Origin of the sequence: Fluviicoccus keumensis (assembly GCF_004217445.1) — a bacterium.
Classification (GTDB): domain Bacteria; phylum Pseudomonadota; class Gammaproteobacteria; order Pseudomonadales; family Moraxellaceae; genus Fluviicoccus; species Fluviicoccus keumensis.
Genome location: NZ_SHKX01000012.1, coordinates 563,426 through 589,223 on the forward strand (window position 1 = coordinate 563,426; position 25,798 = coordinate 589,223).

21 protein-coding genes are annotated in these 25,798 nt (G+C 61.2%); 7 read left to right on the forward strand and 14 right to left on the reverse strand.

From position 1 onward, the window contains the following. Positions 1 to 69 precede the first annotated feature (69 nt). Entirely contained in the window at positions 70 to 645 is a 576-nt protein-coding gene (locus EV700_RS10810) for an adenylate/guanylate cyclase domain-containing protein (RefSeq protein ID WP_130413590.1), read from the forward strand. Further along, positions 642 to 3,023: a hypothetical protein gene (locus tag EV700_RS10815; protein WP_130413592.1), complete on the forward strand. Its 2,382-nt coding sequence runs from the start codon at positions 642 to 644 to the stop codon at positions 3,021 to 3,023. The genes EV700_RS10810 and EV700_RS10815 overlap by 4 nt, the downstream gene beginning before the upstream one ends. Before the next feature lie 41 nt (positions 3,024 to 3,064). Here the strand turns inward: EV700_RS10815 and EV700_RS10820 are convergent, their stop codons facing one another. From EV700_RS10820 to EV700_RS10855, 8 genes are all read right to left on the reverse strand, one after another. Further along, complete coding sequence (locus EV700_RS10820; protein ID WP_130413594.1) at positions 3,065 to 4,207, reverse strand: hypothetical protein; 1,143 nt, start codon at positions 4,205 to 4,207, stop codon at positions 3,065 to 3,067. A gap of 123 nt (positions 4,208 to 4,330) precedes the next feature. After that, positions 4,331 to 5,392, reverse strand: a complete 1,062-nt coding sequence (locus EV700_RS10825) for a hypothetical protein (RefSeq protein ID WP_130413596.1) — start codon at positions 5,390 to 5,392, stop codon at positions 4,331 to 4,333. Positions 5,393 to 5,468: 76 nt separating this feature from the next. After that, entirely contained in the window at positions 5,469 to 7,826 is a 2,358-nt protein-coding gene (locus tag EV700_RS10830) for a heavy metal translocating P-type ATPase (RefSeq protein ID WP_130413598.1), read from the reverse strand. Between the two features lie 31 nt (positions 7,827 to 7,857). Further along, entirely contained in the window at positions 7,858 to 8,292 is a 435-nt protein-coding gene (locus tag EV700_RS10835; RefSeq protein WP_130413601.1) for a hypothetical protein, read from the reverse strand. A gap of 173 nt (positions 8,293 to 8,465) precedes the next feature. Beyond that, positions 8,466 to 9,062, reverse strand: a complete 597-nt coding sequence (locus tag EV700_RS10840; protein ID WP_130413603.1) for a c-type cytochrome — start codon at positions 9,060 to 9,062, stop codon at positions 8,466 to 8,468. A gap of 3 nt (positions 9,063 to 9,065) precedes the next feature. Further along, on the reverse strand, positions 9,066 to 9,431 hold the full coding sequence (locus EV700_RS10845; RefSeq protein WP_207224640.1) for a copper-binding protein: 366 nt from the start codon (positions 9,429 to 9,431) through the stop codon (positions 9,066 to 9,068). Positions 9,432 to 9,466: 35 nt separating this feature from the next. Continuing rightward, positions 9,467 to 10,831 (reverse strand): multicopper oxidase family protein, encoded by a 1,365-nt coding sequence (locus EV700_RS10850; protein WP_130413605.1) that lies wholly within the window; start codon positions 10,829 to 10,831, stop codon positions 9,467 to 9,469. Continuing rightward, positions 10,828 to 12,186 (reverse strand): TolC family protein, encoded by a 1,359-nt coding sequence (locus tag EV700_RS10855; RefSeq protein ID WP_130413607.1) that lies wholly within the window; start codon positions 12,184 to 12,186, stop codon positions 10,828 to 10,830. Before EV700_RS10855 ends, EV700_RS10850 begins: the two co-directional genes overlap by 4 nt. 155 nt (positions 12,187 to 12,341) lie before the next feature. On the opposite strand from EV700_RS10855, the gene EV700_RS10860 reads away from it, so the two are divergent. From EV700_RS10860 to EV700_RS10880, 5 genes are read left to right on the forward strand one after another with little or no spacing between them, the layout of a single operon-like run. Continuing rightward, positions 12,342 to 13,031, forward strand: a complete 690-nt coding sequence (locus EV700_RS10860) for a heavy metal response regulator transcription factor (RefSeq protein ID WP_130413609.1) — start codon at positions 12,342 to 12,344, stop codon at positions 13,029 to 13,031. Further along, positions 13,021 to 14,418: a heavy metal sensor histidine kinase gene (locus EV700_RS10865; protein WP_165391433.1), complete on the forward strand. Its 1,398-nt coding sequence runs from the start codon at positions 13,021 to 13,023 to the stop codon at positions 14,416 to 14,418. Before EV700_RS10860 ends, EV700_RS10865 begins: the two co-directional genes overlap by 11 nt. Next, complete coding sequence (locus tag EV700_RS10870) at positions 14,415 to 15,668, forward strand: TolC family protein (RefSeq protein ID WP_130413613.1); 1,254 nt, start codon at positions 14,415 to 14,417, stop codon at positions 15,666 to 15,668. The genes EV700_RS10865 and EV700_RS10870 overlap by 4 nt, the downstream gene beginning before the upstream one ends. Beyond that, a complete protein-coding gene (locus EV700_RS10875; RefSeq protein ID WP_130413615.1) occupies positions 15,665 to 17,143 on the forward strand; it encodes an efflux RND transporter periplasmic adaptor subunit in 1,479 nt (492 codons plus the stop codon). The genes EV700_RS10870 and EV700_RS10875 overlap by 4 nt, the downstream gene beginning before the upstream one ends. Continuing rightward, positions 17,140 to 20,271 (forward strand): efflux RND transporter permease subunit, encoded by a 3,132-nt coding sequence (locus tag EV700_RS10880; RefSeq protein ID WP_130413617.1) that lies wholly within the window; start codon positions 17,140 to 17,142, stop codon positions 20,269 to 20,271. The genes EV700_RS10875 and EV700_RS10880 overlap by 4 nt, the downstream gene beginning before the upstream one ends. Positions 20,272 to 20,341: 70 nt before the next feature. Here the strand turns inward: EV700_RS10880 and EV700_RS10885 are convergent, their stop codons facing one another. The 6 genes from EV700_RS10885 to EV700_RS10910 all read right to left on the reverse strand — a co-directional run bounded on the left by EV700_RS10885 (position 20,342) and on the right by EV700_RS10910 (position 25,742). Further along, a complete protein-coding gene (locus EV700_RS10885) occupies positions 20,342 to 20,779 on the reverse strand; it encodes a hypothetical protein (protein WP_130413619.1) in 438 nt (145 codons plus the stop codon). 262 nt (positions 20,780 to 21,041) lie between these two features. Further along, positions 21,042 to 22,331, reverse strand: a complete 1,290-nt coding sequence (locus EV700_RS10890; protein ID WP_130413621.1) for a Y-family DNA polymerase — start codon at positions 22,329 to 22,331, stop codon at positions 21,042 to 21,044. Further along, positions 22,307 to 22,744 (reverse strand): LexA family protein, encoded by a 438-nt coding sequence (locus EV700_RS10895; protein ID WP_130413623.1) that lies wholly within the window; start codon positions 22,742 to 22,744, stop codon positions 22,307 to 22,309. Before EV700_RS10895 ends, EV700_RS10890 begins: the two co-directional genes overlap by 25 nt. Positions 22,745 to 22,934: 190 nt before the next feature. Beyond that, complete coding sequence (locus tag EV700_RS10900; RefSeq protein ID WP_130413625.1) at positions 22,935 to 23,378, reverse strand: MAPEG family protein; 444 nt, start codon at positions 23,376 to 23,378, stop codon at positions 22,935 to 22,937. Positions 23,379 to 23,653: 275 nt separating this feature from the next. After that, on the reverse strand, positions 23,654 to 24,895 hold the full coding sequence (locus tag EV700_RS10905) for a hypothetical protein (RefSeq protein WP_130413627.1): 1,242 nt from the start codon (positions 24,893 to 24,895) through the stop codon (positions 23,654 to 23,656). Positions 24,896 to 25,031: 136 nt separating this feature from the next. Further along, positions 25,032 to 25,742, reverse strand: coding sequence for a hypothetical protein (locus tag EV700_RS10910; RefSeq protein WP_130413629.1), 711 nt, complete (start codon positions 25,740 to 25,742; stop codon positions 25,032 to 25,034). Between the last annotated feature and the right edge of the window lie 56 nt (positions 25,743 to 25,798).

Here is a 25,798-nt window from a genome sequence, read left to right on the forward strand (position 1 = left end):
GCCGCAATTGCGGCCCCTTGTTTTTTCCGGCTACAGTGTCCGCATCAGAACAATACCGAACGGACGCCCATGAAAGCCTTCTTTTCCCTGATCGACCGCATGAACCAGCACCCCGACCAGCAGCCTCAGCTGGAGACGATGGTGTGGGATGTCTTCGGTTGTGAAAAAGCCGTCTTCGCCCTCGACATGAGCGGCTTCTCGCTGACCGTGCGCCGCCAAGGCATCCTCGCCTATCTGCGCAAGATCCGCCGGATGCAGGCGCTGGCCCTGCCGGTGCTGCGCCGCCATGATGGCGATCTGGTGAAGTGCGACGCCGACAACCTGATGGTAGTTTTCAGCGACTGCAACCATGGCGTCCGCGCCGCGCTGGACGTGATGGCGGCCTGTGCGGCGGACGGCCTGCCGGTGAGCATCGGCCTCGATTTTGGGCGCATCCTGCTGATTCCCGATGCTGACTGCTATGGCGACGCGGTGAACCTGGCCTACAAGCTGGGTGAAGACCTGGCCCGCGCCGGGGAAATCCTGGTGACCGATGCCGTGCAGCAACGCCTGGACCCGCAAACCTTCCGCGTCGAACGTCAGCACTTGTCCGTGTCCGGGCTGGAGCTGGATGTGTGGCGGATCAATCCGGCCATCGTGCCATGAAATTACCCGTACTGGCCGTGCTGGCTGCCCTTGCACTGGGTTCCACCGCCGCCCATGCGGAAAACGGCGACGCTACTGACCGTGCCTTCGCCGCCCTGCTGACCCAGCCCGCCGCCGCCCCGCAAACCGGTCGCTGGATCTTGCCCGACGCCGACGATTATCAGGGCTGGAACGAAGACCGGCTGATCCGCTGGCTGGCGGCGCAGCAAAAAGCCGGCGCCAATTTCAACGCCTACCGGCATTTCGGCACGTTGCTGCATCACGCCATCCGCGCCGGATTGGACCGGACGGCCCTGTGGTTGCTGCAACAGGGAGCCGATCCCCGGTTGAAACTGCAATCCAGCGCCAGCGCGGGCAACCTGGATGCGCTGGAACTGGCGCGGGACCGCAACCGCCCCCGTATCGTCAAGGCGCTGCAAGCGCCGCCGTTCAACATGGCGCTGCCCAAGCCGCCCGCCGTCCGTCCGACCAGCCCCGCCACCGGCAGTCCTGCTCCGGCAATCCCGGCGGATGTGCCCGCCGTGCGCCGCTTTGTGCAGCAGCTGCATCTCGACCTGTATCCCGAACCGCGTTACATGGTGTATGAACAGCAACTGACGCGCTCGCTCGCCAGTGCGCAGCCGGTCCTGCAGCAACTCTCGCCCGCCTTGTGGCGGCAGGCGCTGGATGACGACCCGACCCTGGAGCACTGGCTGGGCTGGGCCTCGGTCATGCCTGCCGACAAGTTTCCCGCCCTGTTGCAAACCGTTGATGGTTCAGTGCTGCAAAAGCACGCCCGCGCGGCGCTGCGCGGCATGAGCCTGCACGGCCGCGTCGACTTCACCACCGACGGCAGCCATGGCCGCAACCCCGTGCATCCGGATAACTGGAAAGCGCTGCTGGCGCGGCTGCCCGGCCCGCTGGACCAAGCGCAACTTCCACCACTACTGGCCGTCACCGAGCCCGATTTGTGGCCGCTGCTGTTCCAGCGCGGTTATCGCCCCGGCGAGTTGGAAACCGAACTGGGTCGGTTTCTGGCGGAAACCCCGCCGGAACCACTCAGCCGGTTTTGGCCGGATCTGGCCGCCCGGTTTCCGGGCATGGCCTCGCAGGTGATCCCGCTGATGCTGGCCCCCTATCGCCCCGGCGGCGACAGCGACTGCCGCTGGGAGTGGACAGCCCTGCCCAAGACCCTGCCCGCCAAGATCAACTTCGTGCGTCAACAAGGCGCATCCTCGGCTCCGCTGGCGCTGACCCCGTCCTGCCTGCGGCACAGCCCGCCCGAGGTGACCGATACCCTGATCCGCCAGTCTGTCATCCTGCCCCTGTCGGAAGTCACGTCGCCGGTGCTGGTTCCCGACCGCGATGCCGATTGCCGCTTTACGATGAGCGACACGGTTTACCGCATGCTGTACCGCAATCCGGTGATTGGCAGTGACCGCGCCGTCTACGCCAGCGGCGTCAGCCTGATGACCATTCCGGGCGAGGAAACGTGCGGCCTTTTGCTGTCCGGCGATGAGGTGGTCGATCCCTATATTGGCGGCGATCAGGACAGCTTTGACGGCCCCACCCGCGAACCGACGCCTTCCTGCCCCGACCCGACCGATGCCACGGCTTTGTATCGTCTTCGCCCCGACCAGACCCTGGAACTGCTGGAAACCCCGTTTTCCGCCACCTTCCTGCTGACTCCGGTGCGCGACACCCGCACCAACCAGCGTTACTGGCTGTCGTATCGCACGTCGGGCCGTTGCAACTCCAGCGAATCCGCGCTGCTGCGCTGGCAATCCGTCAACGGCAAGCCGGCCCTGGTGGACGTGGAGCCTAAAGACCCTGTCTGGCAAATCTTTGAGCAGGAATGCGACACCAGCGCGCTGGAAAGTTGCCCCGCCTTCAAGGAATTGTTCAAGGAGGGGGAAGTCACCGACCCGCAGGTTGATCCGAAGCAGGGTGGCGGGCTCGCGGCATTCATCAATGCGCATCGCGCGCAGGAACACCGTGCGTATCTCACGGCGGTGGAGGCCTTGGACAAGGCGACTTTGCGCCGCATGGAAAGTCAGGGCGTTCCCCCCTTCTGGACGCTGGAAGCGATGCAGGCGGTATCGCAATCCCCCCTGCCGATACCCGACAAACGCAAGCGGCTGGCCTGGCTGTTCAAGGATCATGAACAGTTGAAAGCCGCGTTTAGCGGCGGTTATCTGGTGAACGGCTCTGCCTCGGGCTTGCTGGAGACGCTGTCGGAGTGGCTGCCGCTGGAGGATTGGGGATCGTTGCTGAAGCTGGGAGTGGCAGACGGCTATCTGCGCGGCCAATTGAAGGAACGCGGGCAAACCGGGCTGGCCTGCAAGATGGATCGGGCGGCGGGGTTGAATTGTGGGGAAACGTGGGAGGTGGGGGAGTGAAAATCGGGATTTATTCCCGATTTTTCAACTTTGCTGAGCCTCTATGAAATAAGTGGTTTAACTTCATTACGCAAATAATTAACCAATTTTTCCCAAGAATCTTTGTACACAGACATATTACTCTCAAGCCAAGGCACCCCAGTTGATAATGATATGGACAGTTCCTCAAATTGTGCATTATTAGCCAAACGAGCCACTACAAGGCATGCAGGCATCATGTATTTATTTTGTGCAAAACACCTGATGCCAGAGTACTCATTCCCAACATTTAAAAGCTTATCCAGGCCACTGACGTGGCTAGCCATATTTATTATATTAAACAGATTTTCTTCCAACACTTTAAAGTAACTACCTAGGTCGCTAACATCATAAATTTCATAACGAGGAGAGTACACGCCACTCTTTGAATGCTGAGGAAGTGTCCCATTAGCCAGCGATATATCATCAGAAATCCACCCTGTGCCTTGAGGAAATCCAGCTGCTTCACAAATATTTAAAATGGCATCATAACGAAGATCAAATGATACTCCCACTGCAAATCCTCCTCCTCGTCTTGAATAAGGTACAAAAGTAACCTTTTGTTCGCCAAGCTCGATTTTTCGCTGATACCAACTTGCATATTGTGTATCATCCTGCTTTTCCATTTTCACAAACCCATGCCTCAGCATCATCTGCTCCAACATCGGATTTATTAATTTGGCAAATCCCGCCCCCGTCGACGGAAAATACTCCGACGCCAGAATATCCAGATATTCCCCCATCCCCTTCCACAACTTCGCTTTCGACGGCGGGTACATCTTCCGCCCCGGCGCCACAATCAACCCGATATCCTCATCAAAAATCATCAACCCCAAGTCAAAGGCCGCATCCACTGCCGCCCGCTTCAACCGTAACGCCGCATCGCCGCCATACGGCATCTCCAACGAATATACCGTCTCACGGTTAGCCGCCACATCGGCCGCCAGCCGCAACCCGAAATCGTTCAGGAAATCTTCTTCATCTTCAAACCAGTCACGGTGCGCCTCAACAAACGCCTGCAAACGCTCGCCAAAGGCCAACAGGTTCGGTGTCGGCTCCCGACTTTCTTCGCGACACTGGTTGAACCGAGCCACACCCTCTTCAAACGAACGCATCGGCTTGGCGTCGTTTGCCGGGTCCCAGATGCTGATCGTCATGTTGCTCATAATCCTCACTCCTTAGGTGGTGAACCATATTGCGGAAGTCATCATAAAGACTCACTTCGGCCAGTACAAAAGAGGCGACCCCGAGGTTACGGATCTTCCCGCTTCGTGGTTTGGCGAAGCCGGTTAAACGAGGGGCTTGACTTCGTTTCGGAGATATTCGACCAGTTTCGGCCATTCCGTCATCATGGCATCGGCGTTGGCTCCGGGAGTTCTACCCTTGCGTAAAGACAAAACCAACTCTTCAAAATGAGGATTACCGGCCAATCGTGCAACTATTAGGCAATGCGGCATATAAAAGAAGTTATGAAGATGATTTCTAAATAATACATCAATCTCTCCATTAACAACTGCATCAAGCCCCTTAATATCTACTGCTGAGTCAAAAATATTAATTACACAACGCAAAGTTTCATCTACTAAATTAATCGCCTCACACTTAGTTAAAATAGGATTACGCTTTGACATAATCTCTGTATTGTACGTACAAAGCATTATTGATTCAGACTCAAAAAACGGAAATTTCCCATAAATAGAAAGCACGTTTTCGCAAGCCATTTCCATATTAAACAACATAAAGTACCCATTTGAATACTTTTGATAAATCATATACAAATACTGACAGCCAACACCTACATTTCTTTCATAATATGTTGCTTTCTGGAATCTATGCTTTTTATCTGGATTTTGTGTAAACCCATGCGGCTTCAACGCCATCTCAATAATCGGCTCCACCCACGCCTCAAACTGCTTCAACGTCGCCGGTAAAGCATCATCCCCCTCATACATCTCCTTCATCTTCTTCAACGCCCTGGCCGCCTCCGCCGGAATCACCTTCCCCGGCGGCACATAAGCTGCGACCACTTCGCCATCCACCAACACCAACCCATGCTTGACCGCCGTTTCACCCAGCATCAGCAACACCGGCTGCCAGCTGAAATACGGCATCGTCACCACAAAACCCGCATGCGGTGACTGTTGCATGGCGGCTTCCAGGCCGGTCAATTCGTCCAGCCCTTCCGCTTCATCCAGCAACGCCTTGGCCGACTGCTCCACCTCCGCCGCGAACGCCAGCATAGCTGCTGAGGGCGCATCCACCGGCTGCTGGCGCAACGCCGCCGCTTGATCCATATCCTTCGGTTTCCCAAAGCGCTTGGCGTCCCAGATGCAAACCTCGTGGATGTTCATGAAGGGCTTCCTGATGTGTCATGGCGGAACCTTAACACCCGGACGCCAAGGCTTCCATGCCCCCGATCACAGCACATCAATCTTCCGGCAACGCGGCCCGGCGCAATCGCAACGCATTGAACACCACCGATGCCGAACTGAAACTCATGGCCAGCGCCGCCAGCATCGGCGACAGCAGCCAGCCGGTAAAGGGATACAGCACGCCCGCCGCTACCGGCACGCCCAGAGCGTTGTAAACAAAGGCAAACGCCAGGTTCTGCTTCATGTTCGCCACGGTGGCCACGGAAATGGCGCGCGCGGTGGCAATACCGCGCAGGTCGCCCTTCACCAGCGTCACCTGCGCGCTGTTCATCGCCACATCGGTGCCGGTGCCCATGGCGATGCCCACATCCGCCTTGGCCAGCGCCGGGGCGTCGTTGATGCCGTCGCCGGCCATCGCCACGCAACGTCCTTCCTTTTGCAGCCGCTCCACCAACGCCAGCTTATCCGCCGGTTTGACTTCCCCGTGCACTTCGTCCAGGCCCAGCCGTTGGCCCACGGCCCGCGCGGTGGTAAGGCCATCGCCAGTGGCCATCACCACCCGGATGCCGGTGGCCTTGAGTGTGGCCAGCGCGTCCGGGGTGGTGGCCTTGATCGGGTCGGACACCGCCAGCAAGCCAGCCAGTTGTCCGTCCACCGCCAGGTGCATGACGCTGGCGCCCAGCAAGCGCAGTTGTTCCGCTTCGGCGCGCAGGCTGTCGACGGCAATACCCAACTGCTGCATCAGCGCGGTATTGCCCAGCGCCAACGCCTTGCCTTCCACCACCCCGCGCACGCCGATACCGGTGCCGGATTCAAATTGTTCGGCCTTGGCCAGCGACAGCTGTCGCTTGCGGGCTTCCTGGACGATCGCAGCGGCCAGCGGATGCTCGCTGCCCTGATCGAGACTGGCGGCCAGTCGCAACACTTCCGCCTCGTCAAAATCGGCGGCGGCCACCGCGCGGTCAAAGGCGGGTCGGCCCTCGGTGAGCGTCCCGGTTTTGTCGACGATCAGGGTGTCGATCTTGCGCAGGTTTTCGATGGCGGCGGCGTCACGGAACAGCACGCCCCGTCCGGCCCCCGCGCCGGTGGCGACCATGATCGACATCGGCGTCGCCAGGCCGAGCGCGCACGGGCAGGCAATGATCAGCACCGCCACGGCATTGATGATGCCGTAAACCCAGTTGCCCGCCAGCAGACCCCAGCCGAGGAAGGCCAGCACCGCGATGGCGATGACGGTCAGCACGAAGTATCCGGCCACCTGGTCGACCATGCGCTGCATCGGCGCGCGCGAGCGCTGCGCCTGCATGACCATGGTGACAATCTGCGACAGCATGGTGCCCGCGCCGACCTTCTCCGAGCGCATCACCAGCGCGCCGTTAGTGTTCAAAGTAGCGCCGATCACCTTGTCGCCCGGGCGTTTGCTGACCGGCAGCGGTTCACCGGTCAGCATGGATTCGTCGACGGCGCTGCCGCCTTCCAGCACCACGCCGTCCACCGGCACTTTCTCGCCGGGCCGCACGCGCAGGCGGTCGCCGACATGAACATGAGTCAGCGGGACATCCTCTTCCGTACCGTCGTCACGCAGGCGGCGGGCGGTCTTGGGCGCCAGCCCGAGCAGGGACTTGATGGCGGCGGAGGTTTGCGAGCGCGCCTGCAATTCCATCAACTGGCCCAGCAGGGTCAGCGAAATGATCACCGCCGCCGCCTCGAAGTAGACCGCCACCCGGCCCATGGACTGGAAGGAGTCCGGGAAGGCTTGCGGCGCCAGTGTGGCGACGACGCTGTAGAGATAGGCCGCGCCGGTGCCGAGCCCGATCAGCGTCCACATGTTGGGGCTGCGGTTGATTACCGATTGCCAGCCGCGCACATAGAACGGCCAGCCCGCCCACAGCACCACCGGTGTGGCCAGCGCCAGTTCGACCCAGCTCTGGGTATCCATGGCGAACCAGCCCAGGCGATGACCGAACATTGCCAGTACAAACACGATCAGGGTCAGCGGCAGCGTGCCCCAAAAGCGGCGGCGGAAATCGACCAGTTCCGGGTTTTCCTTTTCCTCCAGATCGGGCAATACCGGTTCCAGCGCCATGCCGCACTTGGGGCAATTACCGGGGCCGATTTGCCGGACTTCAGGGTGCATCGGGCAGGTGTACTCAGTCCCGGCATCGGCCGCGCTCACCGGGGCCGGCGCGGGCGGCGCCAGGTAGCGGGCAGGTTCCAGCTGGAACTTGCCGAGGCACTTGGCGCTGCAAAAATAGTAGGTCGCCCGGTCGTGCTCCGCGTGGTGCGGAGACGCCGGGGTGACGGTCATGCCGCAGACCGGATCCTTCAGTTTCCCCGTACCCGGGCGGCTGCTCTGCTCATGGTGGGCGTGATGAGCGTGGTCGTGGGGGTGTTCGGGGTCATGCTCGTGCATGGCGGCCTCCGGTCATTACGGCTTGGGGCGGTTATTGACCGGCTGTCGCGCCATGATTGTGGTCATGTTCGGGAGCGGCTTCAGGCTTGGTCTTGGTGCTCTTGCGGTGCTTCGGCTTCTTTACGGCCTTGTCCGCCGGTTTCTTGGCATCCTGGGCCTGCATGCAGTTGTCGTGCATGGCCTTCATGTCGTCCATGCCCTTGGCGTTGTCGGCGGCCTTGTTGTCGCCCATGCACTTCTCATGCATGTTCTTCATGTCATGCATGTTCTTCATATCCGCGCCGGGCTTGGTGTCGGCGCCGGGCTTCATGTCGCCCTTGGCGCCCATCGTTTTCATGTCCATCTTTTCCATCTTTTCCATCTTGTCCATGCCGCCCATCCCGTTCATGGGCTTGGCGGCGTCTTCCGCGTAAGTCAGACCGCTCAGGGCGGCGATCAGCGGCAACAGCAGCAGGGGGTTTTTCATGGTGTGTTACTCCATCAGGGGTCAGGTTGTCCTTAGGGACAGATTAAAAAGGAAGCCGCTCATTCATTCTGTAAAGCCCCGGGCTTTAGCCCTAGCGGTTTCCATGTCGCGCTACTCAGTCCGGAGCCGGTGACATACATGACCGGCTCCTTGCCCCGCGCATTAGGGCGTCATCAATGGCTATGCGCATGCTCCGTTGCCGTTTCATGCGCACCGGGGGTATTTCCGGCCTTGTCGCTGTGCTCATGATCCGACTCCCCTTCCGAATCCGGACCGGTCAGACTCCGGTAGGCCGCTGCATCCAGCGTAGGCAATTTACGCAAAAAGGCCACCATCGCCCAGATTTCCTCGTCGTCATGGGTGGGGCCCCAAGCGGGCATCGCGGTCAGCTTGATGCCGTGCTTGATGACCCAGAACGCTTCCGCCGGATCACGAATAGGGTTTGCGGACAAGGCCGGGGGTTGCGGATAGAGGCCGGGCCGGATTTCCGAATCGGTTTGCACCGGCGACAGGTGGCAACCGACGCACATGGCGTTGTAGTGCTCGGCCCCCATCGCGATCAGCTCGGGGCCTTCCAGGTTCTTGGGTACGGTAACGCCCTTGGCGTGGGAGCGGATGGCGCGGTCGCGGAAGACCGTGATCGCCGCCTCCACGGGCTTCCAGTGCGGAACATCCGCGCCGATGGGATAGACGCCGGAATATGCAAAGCCAAGGAGGCCCGCCAGACCCAGTGTCAGGGCGGCCATCACAAGCCCGGATCGATAGGTCATCACTTACTTCCCGGCCTTGTGCAGTTCGGTGATGACCAGCCCGCCGTTCTCGCGTTCGACCACGAAGCGCACCGGATCGCCGACCTGCACCTGACCCAGCATGGCCGGGTCCTTGACCTTGAAGTTCATGGTCATGCCGGGCATACCCAGGTTCTTGATGTCGCCGTGACGGATGGTCAGTTTGCCCTGCGCCGTATCCACCTTACGGATTTCGCCAAGGGTGTAGCGGTCGGCAGCGTCGCTGTTGCTAGTTTGGCCGCTGGCGGTGGTGGACGGCGCGGCATGTGCTCCTTCCGCAAGAGCGGCTTCGCTCATCAGGCCGGTCAGGGTCAGCAGGCCGAGGGCCAGCCATTGTTTACGCAGGTACATCGCATTTCTCCCACCCCTGTCGGGGTCAGTCTTGGTCAGTGATCCATGTGTCCGCCGGGCTTGCGCACGCGGAGGTCGGAGGCGGCTACAGGCGGCGCATCGGCGCGAACGGTGGCCGGTTCCTCGCCGGTATAGAGCCGGGCGACAGTGCCTTCCGGGTGGGTGTACCAGCCCGGATCGCGGTAGTCGCCCAGCGGCTGGTTATCCCGCACCTTGAGCACGGTAAACATGCCGCCCATTTCCAGCGGGCCGAAGGGACCCTGCCCGCTCATCATCGGCAGGGTGTTGTCCGGCAGCGGCATGTCCATTTCTGCCATGTCCGCCATGCCGGCGCTGCCCATACCCATGAAATCCGGCGTCAGCTTGCGGATCTTTTCGGCAATATCGTCCTGACGGACACCGATCATCGTCGGCAGGCCGTGACCCATGGCATTCATGGTGTGGTGCGACTTGTGACAGTGAAACGCCCAGTCCCCGGCCTCTGCCGTGAACTCGACGGCGCGCATCTGGCCGACAGCGACATCGGTCGTGACTTCCGGCCAGCGCGCCGAGCGCGGAACCCAGCCGCCGTCGGTGCCGGTCACCTCGAAATCATGGCCGTGCAGGTGGATCGGGTGGTTGGTCATGGTCAGGTTGCCGACCCGGATGCGCACCCGCTCGCCGCTGCGGGCGACCAGCGGGTCAATCCCCGGAAAGACACGGCTGTTGAAGGTCCACAGGTTGAAGTCCGTCATCGTCGAGACTTTCGGGGTGTAGCTGCCGGGTTCGATGTCGTAGGCGCTGAGCAGGAACACGAAATCGCGGTCCACGCGCATGAAATCCGGGTTCTTGGGATGGACGACAAAAAAGCCCATCATGCCCATCGCCATCTGCACCATCTCGTCGGCGTGCGGGTGATACATGAAGGTGCCCGAACGCTTCAGGGTGAACTCGTAGACATAGGTCTGGCCCGGTTTGATCTGCGGCTGCGACAAGCCGCCGACGCCATCCATACCGGACGGCAGGCGGATGCCGTGCCAGTGGATGGTGGTGTGCTCCGGCAACTTGTTGGTGACGAAAATCCGCACGCGGTCGCCCTCGACACACTCGAGGGTCGGTCCCGGACTCTGGCCGTTATAGCCCCACATGTGCGCCGTCATGCCGGGGGCCAGTTCGCGCACCACCGGCTCGGCCACCAGATGGAACTCCTTGACGCCGTCCTTCATCCGGTAAGGCAGGGTCCAGCCGTTCAGGGTCACGACCGGGTGGTACGACGGGCCGTCGACCGGATGCCGCGGCCCCTGGGTGCCGGGCTTGTCCTGGATCATCGCTTCGGGAATGCCCGCCTGCGCGCGGGACGCCAGTCCGGCCGCCAGGGCGGTGGCTCCGGCATTGCGCAGGAAGTCTCGTCGGGTGGTCATGGCTTGGCTCCCGCCGTCATGGTGGTCATGGGCCCTTGAAGGGTGGCGGCCAGAATGGCATCGGCCCGCCAGAAGTCGCGCAGGGCGTCCAGCGCGGATTCACTGGCGGCGATCTGCTCACGGCTTTGCGCCAGCAGGTCGAAGGGACTGATCAGCATGCCGTTGTAGCGCAGCATCGTTTCGTCGGCGATCTGCCGCTGCAAGGGCACCACTTCGTCACGATAGTGCCGGGCCAGATCATAGGCGGTGCGGTAAGCGCCATAGGCCTCCCGGGCCTCGCTGCGGGCATTGACGGCTGTCGCCGCGACCTCGGCCAGCGCACGCCGATACACCGCCTCCGCCCCGGCGGCGCGGGTGCGGCCGAAGTCGAACAGCGGCAATTCCAGGCTGACTTCCACCCCGCGCTGATCCGGCTGCCCGCTGACCCGGTTGTCCTGATAGCCCAGCTCCAGCACATTGATGAATCGGGTCACGCGTGTCAGGCGCAAGGCCCGCGCCGTATTGGCGGCGTCCTGCCGGGCGCGCTGTATGTCCAGCCTTCGGTCAAGGGCCTGTTGTTCGGCATCGGCAAGGTCTCGTGGCGAGGCGGGCAGCGGCGGCAAGCCGTTCGGCAAGCGCACCACGGCGGGATCGCTGACCCCCAGCAAACGGATCAGGGCTTCGCGCGCACCGGCGGCGTCACGATCGGCGCGCGCCTTGCGGGCGGTCGCTTCGGCATGAAAGGCCTGTTCACGGGCAGCATCCAGACGACTGATGTTGCCCGCTTCGGCCATGCGTTGCGCCAGGGTCCGGCCCGCCTCGGCGGCGCTCAGGATGTCAGCCGCATAGGCGGCGCGCTGGCGGGCGGTCACGGCCTCGACATAGGCCAGACGGGTGTCCGCGGCCAAAGCCAGCACGGATTGTTCGGCGGCCAGTCGCGCCGCCATCCGCTCCCTTTTACCCAGCGAGGCGCGCAGGGGTGTCGTTAACAGGCTGATCAGGTCCAGCGATACCGCGCGGTCGTTTTCCCGCTCGCTGCCCTGACGAAGTCTGGCCAGGGATAGACGGGGATTGGGCAGACGGCTGGCGGCGACTATCTCGGCCTCGTTCAGGCTCAGGTCGGCAAACAGGCGTTGCAGCACCGGGCTGTTCAGCAGGGCCAGCGTCACCGCGCTGTCGCCGTCCAGCTCGCGGGAAAACAACTCACCGCGGCGCTGCGCCAGCGTTTCGCCTGTCGCGGCTACCGTGATGGCCGCCCCCAGCCGTTCCGCCGTCGCGGCGCGCACGGCGGATTCGCCGCCATCGGGTGACAGCGAGGTGCAGGCACTCAGTCCAAGGGTCAGCATCGACACGCCGATGCCGAACGGGATACGCATAAGGCCTCCTCCGGCCCGTCTTTACATACGTTGAGATCATGCCATTCGCCAGCCGACAGCCAGCTGACGCGAAAATGACATTTCTGTCATCTTGCTATCATCTTCGCCGGAAACAGGTATTGTTCAGCCATGACTGACGCGGAGAGCGGACCGCCATGAAGATTCTGCTGGTGGAAGACGAAACCAAGACCGGCGAATACCTGAAACAGGGGTTGAGCGAAGCCGGATACACCACCGACTGGGTGCAGGACGGCGCTTCCGGCCGCGACCAAGCGCTGGGTGAAGACTATGACCTGGTGATCCTGGACGTGATGCTGCCCGGCCTGAACGGCTGGGAAGTGCTTAGCGCCATCCGCCGCGCCGGGAAGACGCTGCCGGTGCTGTTCCTGACCGCCCGTGATCAGGTGGAAGACCGGGTCAAGGGGCTGGAACTGGGCGCGGACGATTATCTGGTGAAACCCTTCGCCTTCGCCGAACTGCTGGCGCGGGTGCGCACGCTGTTGCGTCGGGGCCGCAATCGGGAATCGGACATTCTGCAGGTGGCCGATCTGGAACTGGACCTGCTGCGCCGCCGTGCCCTGCGCGCGGGCCGTCGCATCGACCTGACCGCCAAGGAGTTCGCGCTGCTGGAACTGCTGATGCGGCGTCAGGGGGAGATATTGCCGCGCTCGCTGATTGCCTCGCAGGTGTGGGACATGAACTTCGACAGCGACACCAACGTGGTGGAAGTGGCGATCAAGCGCCTGCGCGCCAAGGTCGATACCGGCGACGCCAAGCTGATCCAGACGGTGCGCGGCATGGGCTATGTGCTGGAAGCCGCGCCGGAGGTGGATGATGGCCGCTAAGTCGCTGACCACCCGCACCAGCCTGTGGTTCACGCTGATGGCGGCCGGGGTGCTGGCGGTGATGGGACTGGTGATCCAGATCTCGGTGCAGCGCCATTTCCACGATCTGGACCGGGACGCGCTGCAAGGCAAGCTGGAACTGGTGAGGCACGTGTTGCGCAATGCCACCCCGTCGCAGGAGGCCGCCATCCGCGCCGATCTGGCCGATGCCCTGGTCGGTCACCACGACCTGCTGGTGCGTATCCGCCAGCCCTCCGGCGGCGACTTTCTCAGCGCCGGTCACGCCGTTATTCCCGATACCCTGCTGGCGGCGGCCTCGGCCGATTCAAAACCGGTGTTGCAGGAATGGAACGGCCACGACACCCGCTACCGGGTGCTGACTGCCCTGATTCCCGCCACCGCACCCGGCGGGTTCTGGACCGTGGCCATCGCCATTGATACCCGGCATCACACCGACTTTCTCAGCGCCTTCAACCGCGAACTGCTGCTGATCGGCTTCGGCGGGCTGGTGCTGATGGCCGGGCTGGGACGGCTGGTGACCCGGCGCGGGCTGCGACCGGTGGAAGACATGGCGCAAGTCGCCGCCCGCATTTCCGCGCAACGGCTGGACGAACGCCTGCCGCTGGAGCGCATTCCCGTCGAGTTGCAGCCGCTGGCCCTCGCCTTCAACGGCATGCTCGACCGGCTGGGCGATTCGCTGCAACGGCTGTCTGCTTTTTCTTCCGACCTGGCCCACGAATTGCGCACGCCCATCAACAACCTGATGACGCAGACGCAAGTCTCGCTGTCGCGTCCGCGCGAAGCGGATGAATACCGGGAAATCCTCTATTCCAACCTCGAAGAGTTTGAACGGCTGGGCCGCATGATCGCGGACATGCTGTTCCTGGCCAAGGCCGACAACGGGCTGATGGTGCCGACGCTGCAACCGGTGAACCTGCGGGCGGAAGCGGAAGCGCTGGTCGAGTTCTATGAAGCCCTCGCCGCCGATGGCGGCCTCCATTTGCAGGTGGAAGGCGAAGGCCGGGTGGCGGGCGATGCGCTGATGTTGCGCCGCGCCGTCAGCAATCTGTTGTCGAACGCCATCCGTCATGCCGAGGCCGGTTCCACCATCCGCATTTCCATTGAGACTGACCACGGGCAAGTCCGCCTGCACATCAGCAACACCGGCACGGAAATCCCGGCGGAACATCTGCCGCGCCTGTTCGACCGTTTCTACCGCGTTGACGACTCCCGGCAACGGCAGGATCAAGGCGCGGGACTGGGGCTGGCCATCACCCGCAGCATTGTCCGCGCGCATCAGGGCGAGATCAGCGCCGCGTCCGCCAACCGCACCACCACGTTCACCGTCACCCTGCCCGCCGACAGCGCCCTGGAGAACCCGGTATGAAGCCTCTGCCTCGCACCATGGGCGCCCTGTGGCTGGCGGCGCTGTCGCTCTCGGTGCAGGCCGCCGATCTGAGCTTTACGCAGGCGTTGCAGCAGGCCGCCACGCAGGCTGCCGTCTTGCGCCAGCGGCAGGCGGAAGTGGCCGGGGCAACGTCTGCCATGGTCGCGGCGGACGCCCTACCCGATCCCAAGGTTTTCGCCGGCATTGACAACCTGCCGGTTCAGGGCGCGGACCGTTTCACGCTGAACCGCGATTTCATGACCATGCAGAAAATCGGCGTGATGCAGGAAATCCCCAACGGCGAGCGTCGGCAGGCCCGCGCCGAATCGGCCAAGGCGCGCGCGGCGCAAGCGGAGGCGGCGCTGCGGCTGGCGGAAGTGACCGTCAACACCGAAACCGCGACGGCGTGGCTGAACCGCTATTACCTGCAGCAACAGCGCGCGCGGCTGGAGGAACTGGCACAGGAAAACCGCCTGTGGCAGGGCGTGGTGCAGTCGCAACTGACTTCCGGCAAGACCAGCGCCGCCGATGCCCTGCTGCCGCAACAGGAAGCCTTGACGCTGGCAACCCGCCGCGATGCGCTGGAACGGGATATCCGCCGCGCCGATGCGATGCTGGCGCGCTGGACCGGCGATACCGGCGGGCCTGTCACCCCGACCGGCGAGCCGCCTGTTTTCAACGTCGATGCGGACCATTTGCGGGCGCATGTGCATCATCACCCGGCGCTGGCCGGTTATGAACCGTTGACCGGGCTGGCGCAGGCGGAACTGCATGAAGCGCAAGCCGCGCTGCGGCCTGATTGGGCGGTGGAAGTCGGCTGGCAGCATCGCGGTCCGGACTTCGGCGACATGGTGTCTTTCCAGGTGAGCGCCGACCTGCCCCTGTTCAGCCGCACCCGGCAAACGCCGCTGATTGAAGCCCGGCGGCAGGCGCTGGCCGGTGTCGAGGCCGAGCGTGAAGACATGCGGCGCGATCATGCCGCCACTTTGGAAAGCGAGCTGGCGGAACACGAAGCGCTCAGCCGAGAGCTGGACCGATTGCAACAGCAGGCCCTGCCGTTGGCGGACCAGCGTGTGGAACTGCAACGCGCCGCCTACGAGGGTGGTCGCGCCGATCTGGGCATGGTGCTGGCCGCCCGCCGCGACCGGCGCGAGCTGCAACTGCAAATCCTGGAACTGACCCGGCAGCAGCAAACCCTGGCCGCCAGGCTGCATTACCTGTACGACTTTGACGAGGACGCCGCGCCATGAGCCATTCCGCCTTCCGCACCCCGCTGCTGCTGGCGGCCATGACCGCGCTGGGCGGCCTTGGCGGCTATTGGCTGGCCCGGCATGACGCTCCGGCCACACCGGTCAACGCCGCGCCCGCCGCCACCAAGCCCTTGTACTGGTACGACCCGATGAAGCCTGACCAGCACTTCGACAAGCCCGGCCCCTCGCCGTTCATGGACATGCCGCTGCAACCGAAATATGCCGACAGCGGCGATCAGGATACCGGCGGTATCCGCATCGACAACCGCTTGCAGCAGAACACCGGCATCCGCCTGGCTACCGTGGAACGCGGACGGCTGAATCCGCCGCTGTCAGCTCCGGCCACGATCGGCTTCAACGAACGCGATGTCGCCATCGTCCAGACGCGCACCGCCGGTTTCGTGGAACGGGTTTATGCCCGCGCTCCGGGTGACGTGGTCGCTGCCGGTGCGCCGCTGGCCGACCTGCTGGTGCCTGAATGGGCGGGCGCGCAGGGCGAATATCTGGCGCTGCGCCAGACCGGAGACGCCACCCTGACCGCCGCCGCGCGCAACCGCCTGCGCCTGCTGGGCATGGACGACGCGCTGATCCGGCAGGTGGAAAAAAGCGGTCAGGTGCAGAACACGCTGACCCTCACCTCGCCACGGAGCGGCGTTATCCAGTCGCTGGACATCCGCCAGGGCATGACTGTCGCCAGCGGCAGTCCCGTGGCCCGCATCAACGGCCTGGATACGGTCTGGCTGGAAGCGGCGCTGCCGGAAGCACAAGCCGCCGCCATCCGCCCCGGAGTGAGCGCGACCGCGCAACTGGCCGCCTATCCCGACAGCGTCCTGCAAGGCAAGGTCATCGCCATGCTGCCGGAAGTGACGGCGCAAACGCGCACCCTGCGCGTGCGGCTGGAGTTCCCCAACCCCCGGCAACAACTGCGCCCCGGCCTGTTCGCGCAGGTGCTGTTCCACACCGGCAACGACGCCGAACGCCTGCTGCTGCCCAGCGAAGCGCTGATCCGCAGCGGACGGCAAACCCGCGTCATCCACCGCGATAGCCAGGGGCATTTCCAGCCGGTGATCGTCAGCACCGGGCTGGAAGCCGACGGCCGCACCGAAATCCTCTCAGGCCTCAACGCCGGGGATCAGGTGGTGGCTTCCGGGCAATTCCTGATGGATTCCGAAGCCAGCCTGCAAGGCGTGCTGGCGCGACTGGAAACGTCGGTTGCCAAGGAAAATACCGCACCTGCTGCCAACACAGGGATTGAAGCGCATGGCGTCATCGACGCGCTGGATGCCGGGGAAATCACGCTGGCCCACGACGCCATCCCCGCACTGGGCTGGCCACCGATGACCATGCCGTTTCCGCTGGCCAAGGGTGTCAGCACCACCGGCCTGAAACCCGGTCAGAAGGTCCGCTTCACGCTGGAAAAACGCGGTGAAGACACCGTGATCACCGCCATCCATGCCGAGGATGCCCGGCCATGATCGCCCGCCTGATCCACTGGTCGGTGCGCAACCGCTTCCTGGTGCTGCTGGCGACGCTGGCGCTGACCGTGTGGGGGCTGTGGTCGGTGCGTCACACGCCGGTCGACGCCCTGCCCGACCTCTCCGACGTCCAGGTCATCATCCGCACCACGCTGCCGGGACAAGCGCCGCAAATCGTCGAAAACCAGGTCACCTACCCGCTCAGCACCACCATGCTCTCGGTACCGGGCGCGAAGACCGTGCGCGCCTATTCCTTCTTCGGCGACTCCTTCGTCTATGTGCTGTTCGAGGACGGCACCGACCCGTACTGGGCGCGCTCGCGGGTGCTGGAATACCTGAATCAGGTGCAGGGCCGCCTGCCCGCCGCCGCCAAGACCGCGCTGGGCCCGGACGCCACCGGCGTCGGCTGGATCTACGAATACGCGCTGGTGGACCGCACCGGCCAACACGACCTCGCGCAACTGCGCGCCTTGCAGGACTGGTTCCTGCGCTTCGAGCTGAAAGCCCTGCCCAATGTCGCGGAAGTGGCCAGCATCGGCGGCATGGTCAAGCAATACCAGGTGGTGCTGGACCCGGCGAAACTGGCGTCCTACAACATTCCGCAAAGTGTGGTGGTCGATACCATCCGCCGCGCCAACCAGGAAAGCGGCGGCTCGGTGCTGGAACTGGGCGAAGCCGAAGTCATGGTGCGCACCAACGGCTACCTGCAATCGCTGGACGACTTCCGCCAGATCCCGCTCAGTGTCGCGGGCGGCGGCATCCCGGTGCGGCTGGGCGATGTCGCCACTGTCCAATTGGGGCCGGAAATGCGGCGCGGCATCGCCGAGCTGAACGGCGAAGGCGAAGTAGCGGGCGGCGTGGTGATCCTGCGCGCGGGCAAAAACGCGCGCGAAACCATCGACGCCGTCAAGGCCAAACTGGCCGCCCTGAAGAGCAGCCTGCCCGCCGGGGTCGAGATCGTGCCAACCTATGACCGCTCGGCGCTGATCGACCGCGCCGTCGACAACCTCGGTCACAAGCTGCTGGAAGAATTTGTGGTAGTGGCGCTGGTCTGCATCGCCTTCCTGTGGCATCTGCGCTCGGCGCTGGTGGCCATCATCGCGCTGCCGCTGGGCATTCTCACCGCCTTCATCGTCATGCGCCTGCAAGGGCTGAATGCCAACATCATGTCACTGGGCGGCATCGCCATTGCCATCGGGGCGATGGTGGACGCCGCCGTGGTCATGATCGAAAACGCCCACAAACGCCTGGAAGCCTGGCAGCACGCCCATCCCGGCGAAACCCTGAAGGGCGACGCGCACTGGCGGGAAATTGCCGAAGCCGCCGCCGAAGTCGGCCCGGCGCTGTTCTTCTCGCTGCTGATCATTACCCTGTCCTTCATGCCGGTATTTACCCTGCAAGCGCAGGAAGGCCGCCTGTTCGGCCCGCTGGCCTTCACCAAGACCTACGCCATGGCAGGCGCGGCCGGGCTGTCGGTAACGCTGATCCCGGTGCTGATGGGCTACTGGATTCGCGGCCGCATTCCACCGGAAAGCCGCAACCCGCTCAGCCGGGTGCTGATCGCCGCCTACCGCCCGTTGCTGGACCGCGTGTTGCAGCGCCCCAAGACCACGCTGCTGGTGGCCGTACTGGTCTGCCTGAGCGCGCTGTGGCCGCTGGCCCGGCTGGGCGGCGAGTTCATGCCCGCGCTGGACGAAGGCGACCTGCTGTACATGCCCTCCGCCCTGCCCGGCCTGTCCGCCGCCAAGGCCACGCAACTGCTGCAGCTGACCGACCGCATGATCCTGACCGTGCCGGAAGTGCGCTCGGTATTCGGCAAGGCCGGACGCGCCGACACCGCCACCGACCCCGCGCCGCTGGAAATGTTTGAAACCACCATCCAGCTGAAACCCCGCCATGAATGGCGTCCGGGCATGACCCCGGAAAAGCTGATCGCGGAACTGGACCGCGCGGTGCAAGTGCCGGGGCTCAGCAACATCTGGGTGCCGCCCATCCGCAACCGCATCGACATGCTGGCCACCGGCATCAAGAGCCCGATCGGCATCAAGGTATCCGGCGCCAGTCTGGCCGACATTGACCGGCAGGCGCTGAAGATCGAAGCCGTGGCCAAAACCGTACCCGGCGTCAGCTCGGCGCTGGCTGAACGGCTGACCGGCGGCCGTTACGTGCAGGTGGATATCAAGCGCGACGCGGCGGCGCGTTACGGCTTGAACATGGCCGACGTACAGTCGGTGGTGGCCACCGCCATTGGCGGCGAGAACATTGGCGAAACGGTGGAAGGCCTGGCGCGCTTCCCGATCAACGTGCGTTATCCGCGCGACCTGCGCGATTCGCCGGAAGCCTTGCGGCAACTGCCGGTGCTGACGCCCGGCGGCCAGCAGATCACCCTCGGTACGGTGGCGGATATCCGCATCGAGGACGGCCCGCCGATGCTGAAAAGCGAGAACGGACGGCTGTCCGGCTGGGTCTACGTCGACGTGCGCGGCCGCGACCTGACGGCGGTGGTTCGCGACCTGCAACAGGCCATACACGACCGCGCCCCGCCCGGTCCCGGCCTCAGCCTGTCCTATTCCGGCCAGTTCGAGTTTCTGGAGCGCGCCACGGCGCGGCTGCAAATCGTGGTTCCGGCCACGCTGCTGATCATTTTCGTGCTGCTGTACCTCACCTTCAACCGCGCCGACGAAGCCCTGCTGATCATGGCCACCCTGCCGTTCGCGCTGACCGGCGGCCTGTGGTTCCTGTACGGGCTGGGCTACAACCTGTCGGTGGCGGCGGGCATCGGGTTCATTGCGCTGGCGGGGGTATCGGCGGAGTTCGGGGTGATCATGTTGCTGTACCTGAAGCATGCCATAGCCGAGCAGCAGGCGCGGCACGGGCAACTGACCACCGCGCAGCTGGATGACGCCCTGCGCACCGGCGCGGTGTTGCGGGTACGGCCGAAGGCGATGACGGTGGCGGTAATTCTGGCGGGTTTGCTGCCGATTTTGCTGGGCAGCGGTACGGGGTCGGAGGTGATGAGCCGGATTGCCGCGCCGATGGTGGGGGGAATGGTGACGGCGCCGTTGTTGTCGTTGTTTATTTTACCGGCGGCTTATAGGTTGGTTTGGGGTTGGCGGAATCGGGGTTGACCGTATCTTCAACCGGTGTGACAGGCGAAGATTATGTTTCGTGTCTGACCCTATTTTCAAAAATTAACCATTACCGTATCAAAACAACCCCCTCTAGCGATCTTGGTCCGCGAGCCCAACCTGTATAAATTAAACTAACAAATATTGCCTCTTCCATTACTTTATCAACTTGCGAGTAATCATCTTCATCACCCACAATACATCTAAAATCCTCAACCATAAATGCGCGCAATATACCACCATCTTTCACAACTCTTTGACTCGATCGCAACGCATAATAATAAGCCTTAGAATTTATTCCCAATATATACTGATACGGTGGGGCTCCAGTGATTGCAGGCATTTCCCCCCGACCACCAAATGAAAACAAGCTGTACTTTCTATCCTCATCAACTAACCAAGCAAATGGATAACCTAGGTTAATTTTCCCCGCCACAAGGGCTTCGCATGCCTGAAAAGCTTCACGTCTTTCCTCTGGCGCAGTCAACATCCTCACTACAAAAGCCATATACCACCTAAACATGTAATTTTATCTACAAGAACGTAGCGATCAGGCAAAACGTCCGAACAGAGAGGCCATGATAATTTGCCGCTATACTATCAATTTCGTGTCTGAAACCATTTCCATTTCAAAATCGGCATACAGCATATTCCTGCTCCTTTTCGGAATATTTTACAACCACACCACAATACTAACACCGAAGAAGAATATTGGCTGCAAAAAATAATCGAACTCGACTATATGGTCTTAGCCAAGCACGAGACTCTCCTCACGCCTTCACCACCTTCAACTCCTCCCACGCACTGGTAAATCGCGGCGACCGCCGCTCCTGCCGCATCCGCCAATGCCCGGCATCGGTCGGCAGGCCCCAGCGCACCGCATTGCGCCCCATGCCCCGGTTGATGCCATCAACCGCCGCCATCAGCGCCCGGCTGCGCTCGCTGTCGCCGGGATTCAGCCAGTCCAGCTGACGTTGCTCCACCCCGCTCAGGGCCGTCAGCAACACCCCGGCCTTTTTGTAGCGGAACCCCGGCCGGAAAATGCGATGCAGCCCTTCCCGCGCCAGCTGCGCCAGCACCCGGCTGTCCTGCGTCGGCGCGGGCAGCGGCACCGCCGCGCTGTTGCGGTACTGCGTTTCCGGACCGCGATTGGTATAGGTCTGGATCGACACGCTCAGCATCGCCGTCTGCAAACCGCGCTGCCGCAGCTTCGCCGCCGCCGTGGTGATGAAGTCATGCACCGCTTCCTCCAGATGTCGCAACTCCGTCACCGGATGCCCGAAAGACCGCGAATGCATCAATTGTTGCTGCGGCTCAGCCACGTCCTCCACCGACAGGCAGGACACGCCCTGTAATTCCTTCACCGTGCGCGCCAGCACCACATTCGACTGCGCGCGCAGCCAGTCGGCATCCACCGCACACAAATCCGCCACCGTGCGGATGCGCAACCGCTGCAACTTCTCTTGCCAACGAAAACCCACGCCCCACACCTCGCCCACCGGCAACGACGCCAGCAAGGCCTGCTCATCCGCCAGCGACAGCGCTTCCAGATTGAACACGCCGTTACCGTCCCGCTGCTTCTTGGCGACATGGTTGGCCAGCTTGGCGCGCGTGCGGGTGCTGCCCAGCCCGACGCAGGTGGGCATATGCGCCCATTGCAGTACGCGCTGCCGCATGGCCAGCGCCAGGGTTTCCGGCGCGGTAACGCCGCTCAAGTCCAGGAAGGTTTCATCAATGCTGTAGATTTCCTGACGGGGAGCCATGTCGCCCAGGATGTTCATCACCCGCGCGCTGAGATCGCCGTACAGCGCGTAGTTGCTGGACAGGGCAATCAGTCCTTGCGACAGGTACGGCCGGGCCTCGTGCCAGGGAATGCCCATGCGCACACCCATCGCCTTGGCCTCCGCTGAGCGGCTGATGATGCAGCCGTCGTTGTTGCTGAGCACCACCACCGGTTTGCCGTTCAGGTGCGGCTGGAAGGCGCGCTCGCAGGAGACGTAAAAGTTGTTGCAGTCCACCAGTGCGAACAGGGGTTTTACAGGTGCCGGTGCAAGGTCCATGTCACCACTCCCCAGATCAGGAAGTCCTGTTCAGGACGGATGCGGATGACCGGGAATCGCGGGTTGGCGGGATGCAGTTCCGGGTGGCCGCCGGGACCGTATTGCAGGCGCTTGACCAGCATGTCGCCATCCACCACGGCAATGACGATGTTGCCGGGCTGCGGGTTCTTCGAGCAGTCGACCACGGCGATGTCGCCGTCGCGCACGAAGGCGTCCTGCATGCTGGGGCCGCTGATGCGCACGTAATAAGTGGCGGTCTTGTTGGCGGCCAGCAGCTGGTTGGCGTCCAGCGCCTGTTCCAGGTAGTCGTCGGCGGGGCTGGGGAATCCGGCGGGTATGCGGTAGCCGTAGAACGGGCGCGCACCGGGGGGCGGTTCGGGGTGGGCGGGCTGAATGAGGGTCAGGCTGACCATGACGCGGGTCCGGGCTGGGGGCTGGTTGCTTTAGTTTTGACCGGTTTGGGGGGATTGGCAAGGTGACATGGGGGTTTGGGCGACGGGAGGTGTCGCGGGGTGAGGCGAATCAGGTCATGCGTTGATGAAAGGCCGGTCTGGGGATCGGCCTGGACTTCAACGTGGAGAACACATGAGGGGGGGGGGAACGTTACAGACCGCCTGCCCGGGCCCAATACTCCGTGGCGGCAATATAGGTCAGGGCAAAGAGCGGGATGTTTGAAAGGACGAACAGGACGAACCTGAGTTCGATTTTATTGACGAGAGCCTGCAGAAGGCTATGCGCGACTCGCAGGATGACATAGGCCCAAGCCAGCCCCACGCTAATCTCGGTATTCACGGATAGCAGCGAAAGGGTAATGGCGATGGCATAAAAAATGGTGGGCTGTTCCATCAGATGGTTGTAGTTGTCCGCTTTCCACCGCACGTTGGGCGGAAGCAGCGCCATCTGTTCTCCGCGTGGGGCGTTCGGATCGGGCTTCATGTTGGCCGCGAACATTGCCGGGATTCGGGTTGCGTACATCCAGATCCACATCACCATGGACCATGCGACAAGGGCTATGACGGGGCCAAGCATGGCTACGGAAACGGACATGATCATCTCCCGAATGATGAGGGGCAGTTTGGGGATACTAGCGCGGCTGACTATATCGGAACAGACCTTGGCGGTTCACTGTCCCGAAGAGTCTTCGCCGGCAATTCCTATTGAAGAGGAAGCATGTATTCATCACGACATCCTCATCAGATGCATTAAGTTCTCTAGTCGTGAAGGGTGCCAACACTGACCATGAAGATGCCGAAGGCATGGCCAGTGTTGGCGTCCACTTGACCAACCAGTTAGGCATTTTAGTAGGCGCGTGTTTTGGGGTCTTACGGGTTATTTAATTCATGATCTTTTTCGATGCAAAGCGCGGCAAGCCACTTTAAAAATGGTAGGGCTGGCGCCACGTTTTGCGACTGGCTTGAGTATGGCTCAAAGATGGCCGTGGTTTTGCCTTTTCGGGTTTTCTTTGAGTGCACGATTGCGCACCGAATCTCGTATAGCCATCGCCCAAGCTCATTTATATTTTCTGACTTACTAGCGGGCGCGAACTTTGATATCTCTACGCTGGACGAAGACTTTATGTTTGACCTAAGTTTCGCGGTTAGTGAAGGCTCCTGTGCTGCAATGAAGTTCTCTATGTCTTCGCAGGTTGCAAGTAACTCCACCACGCATTTTATCTGTTCGATTTCTACTTTTGCTTGCTTACTCAGTAGGATTGGCGCCTCTTCAAAGTAATACTCTAGAACGTTGTAGAACCCAACAAATGCCAAGAGAAAATTCTGCTCTTTCAAGCCCGAGAAGTAATACGACAGCAGAAGTGGGCTGTATTCTTTCACAAGCCTTATATGCCTCACGGGGATGGACTCAATGGCTGTTTCCGTTGTGCTTGATTTTATGTCGACGGAAGCGCAGCCTGGTTTTATGTCTCTGGTTGTTAGATGGTCAATTTTTTGAGCTTGATAGTAATCTATTAACCCGTAATCTGGCTTGAGTAGTCGCAGTTTCCCCATGTAGCCAACGGCATCCTCGGTTGGTGAAACGAACACAGAGACCTTTTTGTTTAGAAGATTGCTCATTGAGTTGAGGTAGGACTGGAATATGGGGTCGCTGTAGTTCTTTACAATGCACCAGTCGCTAAAGTCGGTGTCGTCTGTTGGGTCTAGCGACTTAATCCAGTGCACCGATTTGTCATTCAGAGAATCGAGTACTAGCGCCTCTGTATTGCGCTGGTCATACTGCATGTAAAAGTCGCAAACATCGGACTCCCAGTATTTTCCTTCAACGAGTTTGGTTGATACCTTTGATTCTTTGTTGAGTTTGCTATACTCAAATAGATAATTATCAACAAGATACTCCATCTGCTGATGCGTAAGCGCCGCGTCCCCGTGCTCGAAACGGATTTCCGCTACGGACTCTAGTTGCTCCAAGTAATAAAATGCTTGAGCGGTAATCAAAGGCTCGCCATGAATCGTTGGATGCACTAGCACCTTGTGACTTAACCCTTCGAACATCAGTAATTCGGAGAGACCTACGCTGTTTGCAAGTTGGAGCTTTACATTTAATGCCATATTGAATGCCTAACTACACGCTAAGGGGTAACACCCCACACCAAAATGTAACCCTGCCCGTTTGCCAACGCAATCAAAAAATACCCCATAAGCGGCTGGGATGTTATCCCACTTGAGCGCAAAGTTAGAAAGCAAGCTACCAACTTGGCTGCGGATTCGGCCATGGATTATTAACGAAATGAGATTGCATTTCAGCAAATTTTTGGCTTTTTACCTGCTCACCATGAGTGTAATAGAAATTATGGTCACCAGATGCTTCGCACATGGCTTTGACCGCTTGATCGAAGCTTGCGTTCTTATAGAAAAGGTGGTTGTAAAACGCCATATACGCCACTGTGACATCTGATTGGAAGACTGCACCAGTATTTCCAATAAGCACACTAAATGCGCTGTCGAACGCATTTGCCATATTAGTGCCGTTAAATCCGTTACATGAAGCCATGCAAACATACGGATCATGGCCTTTTACATAGTTATGCGTTAGCAACAGGCTCCGTAAATCTTGCCAACTCAAGAAAGCTCCATCAGTTAAACCAACACCCATGGGTGCACCATGCATACATAGATGTATAATCGGAATGGCATTGATGTTAGTAGATGGTTGCATTTGCCGAATTGATTCTGGGAGTCGAGTCGTCAGAGCAGATCGGAAATTTTCATTGCTTGTAGCAAGTGTGTAAAAACAAGGAATTCTGATTGCTCTAAGGGCATCCCTCAAAGCCATTCCTATGCTGTAGCCATCGTAAAGATCATGATGGGACGGTGAGTCAACAAGAAAGACAAATGGCTGATTAACAATCTGGCTTATAGGGGAATGGCACTTACTTAAGCTTTTTCGGGTGGCCATTTCGCCGGATCTCTTCAATCGCAATCTTCCTCGGTTTTGTCAGCATCGGATAGGGT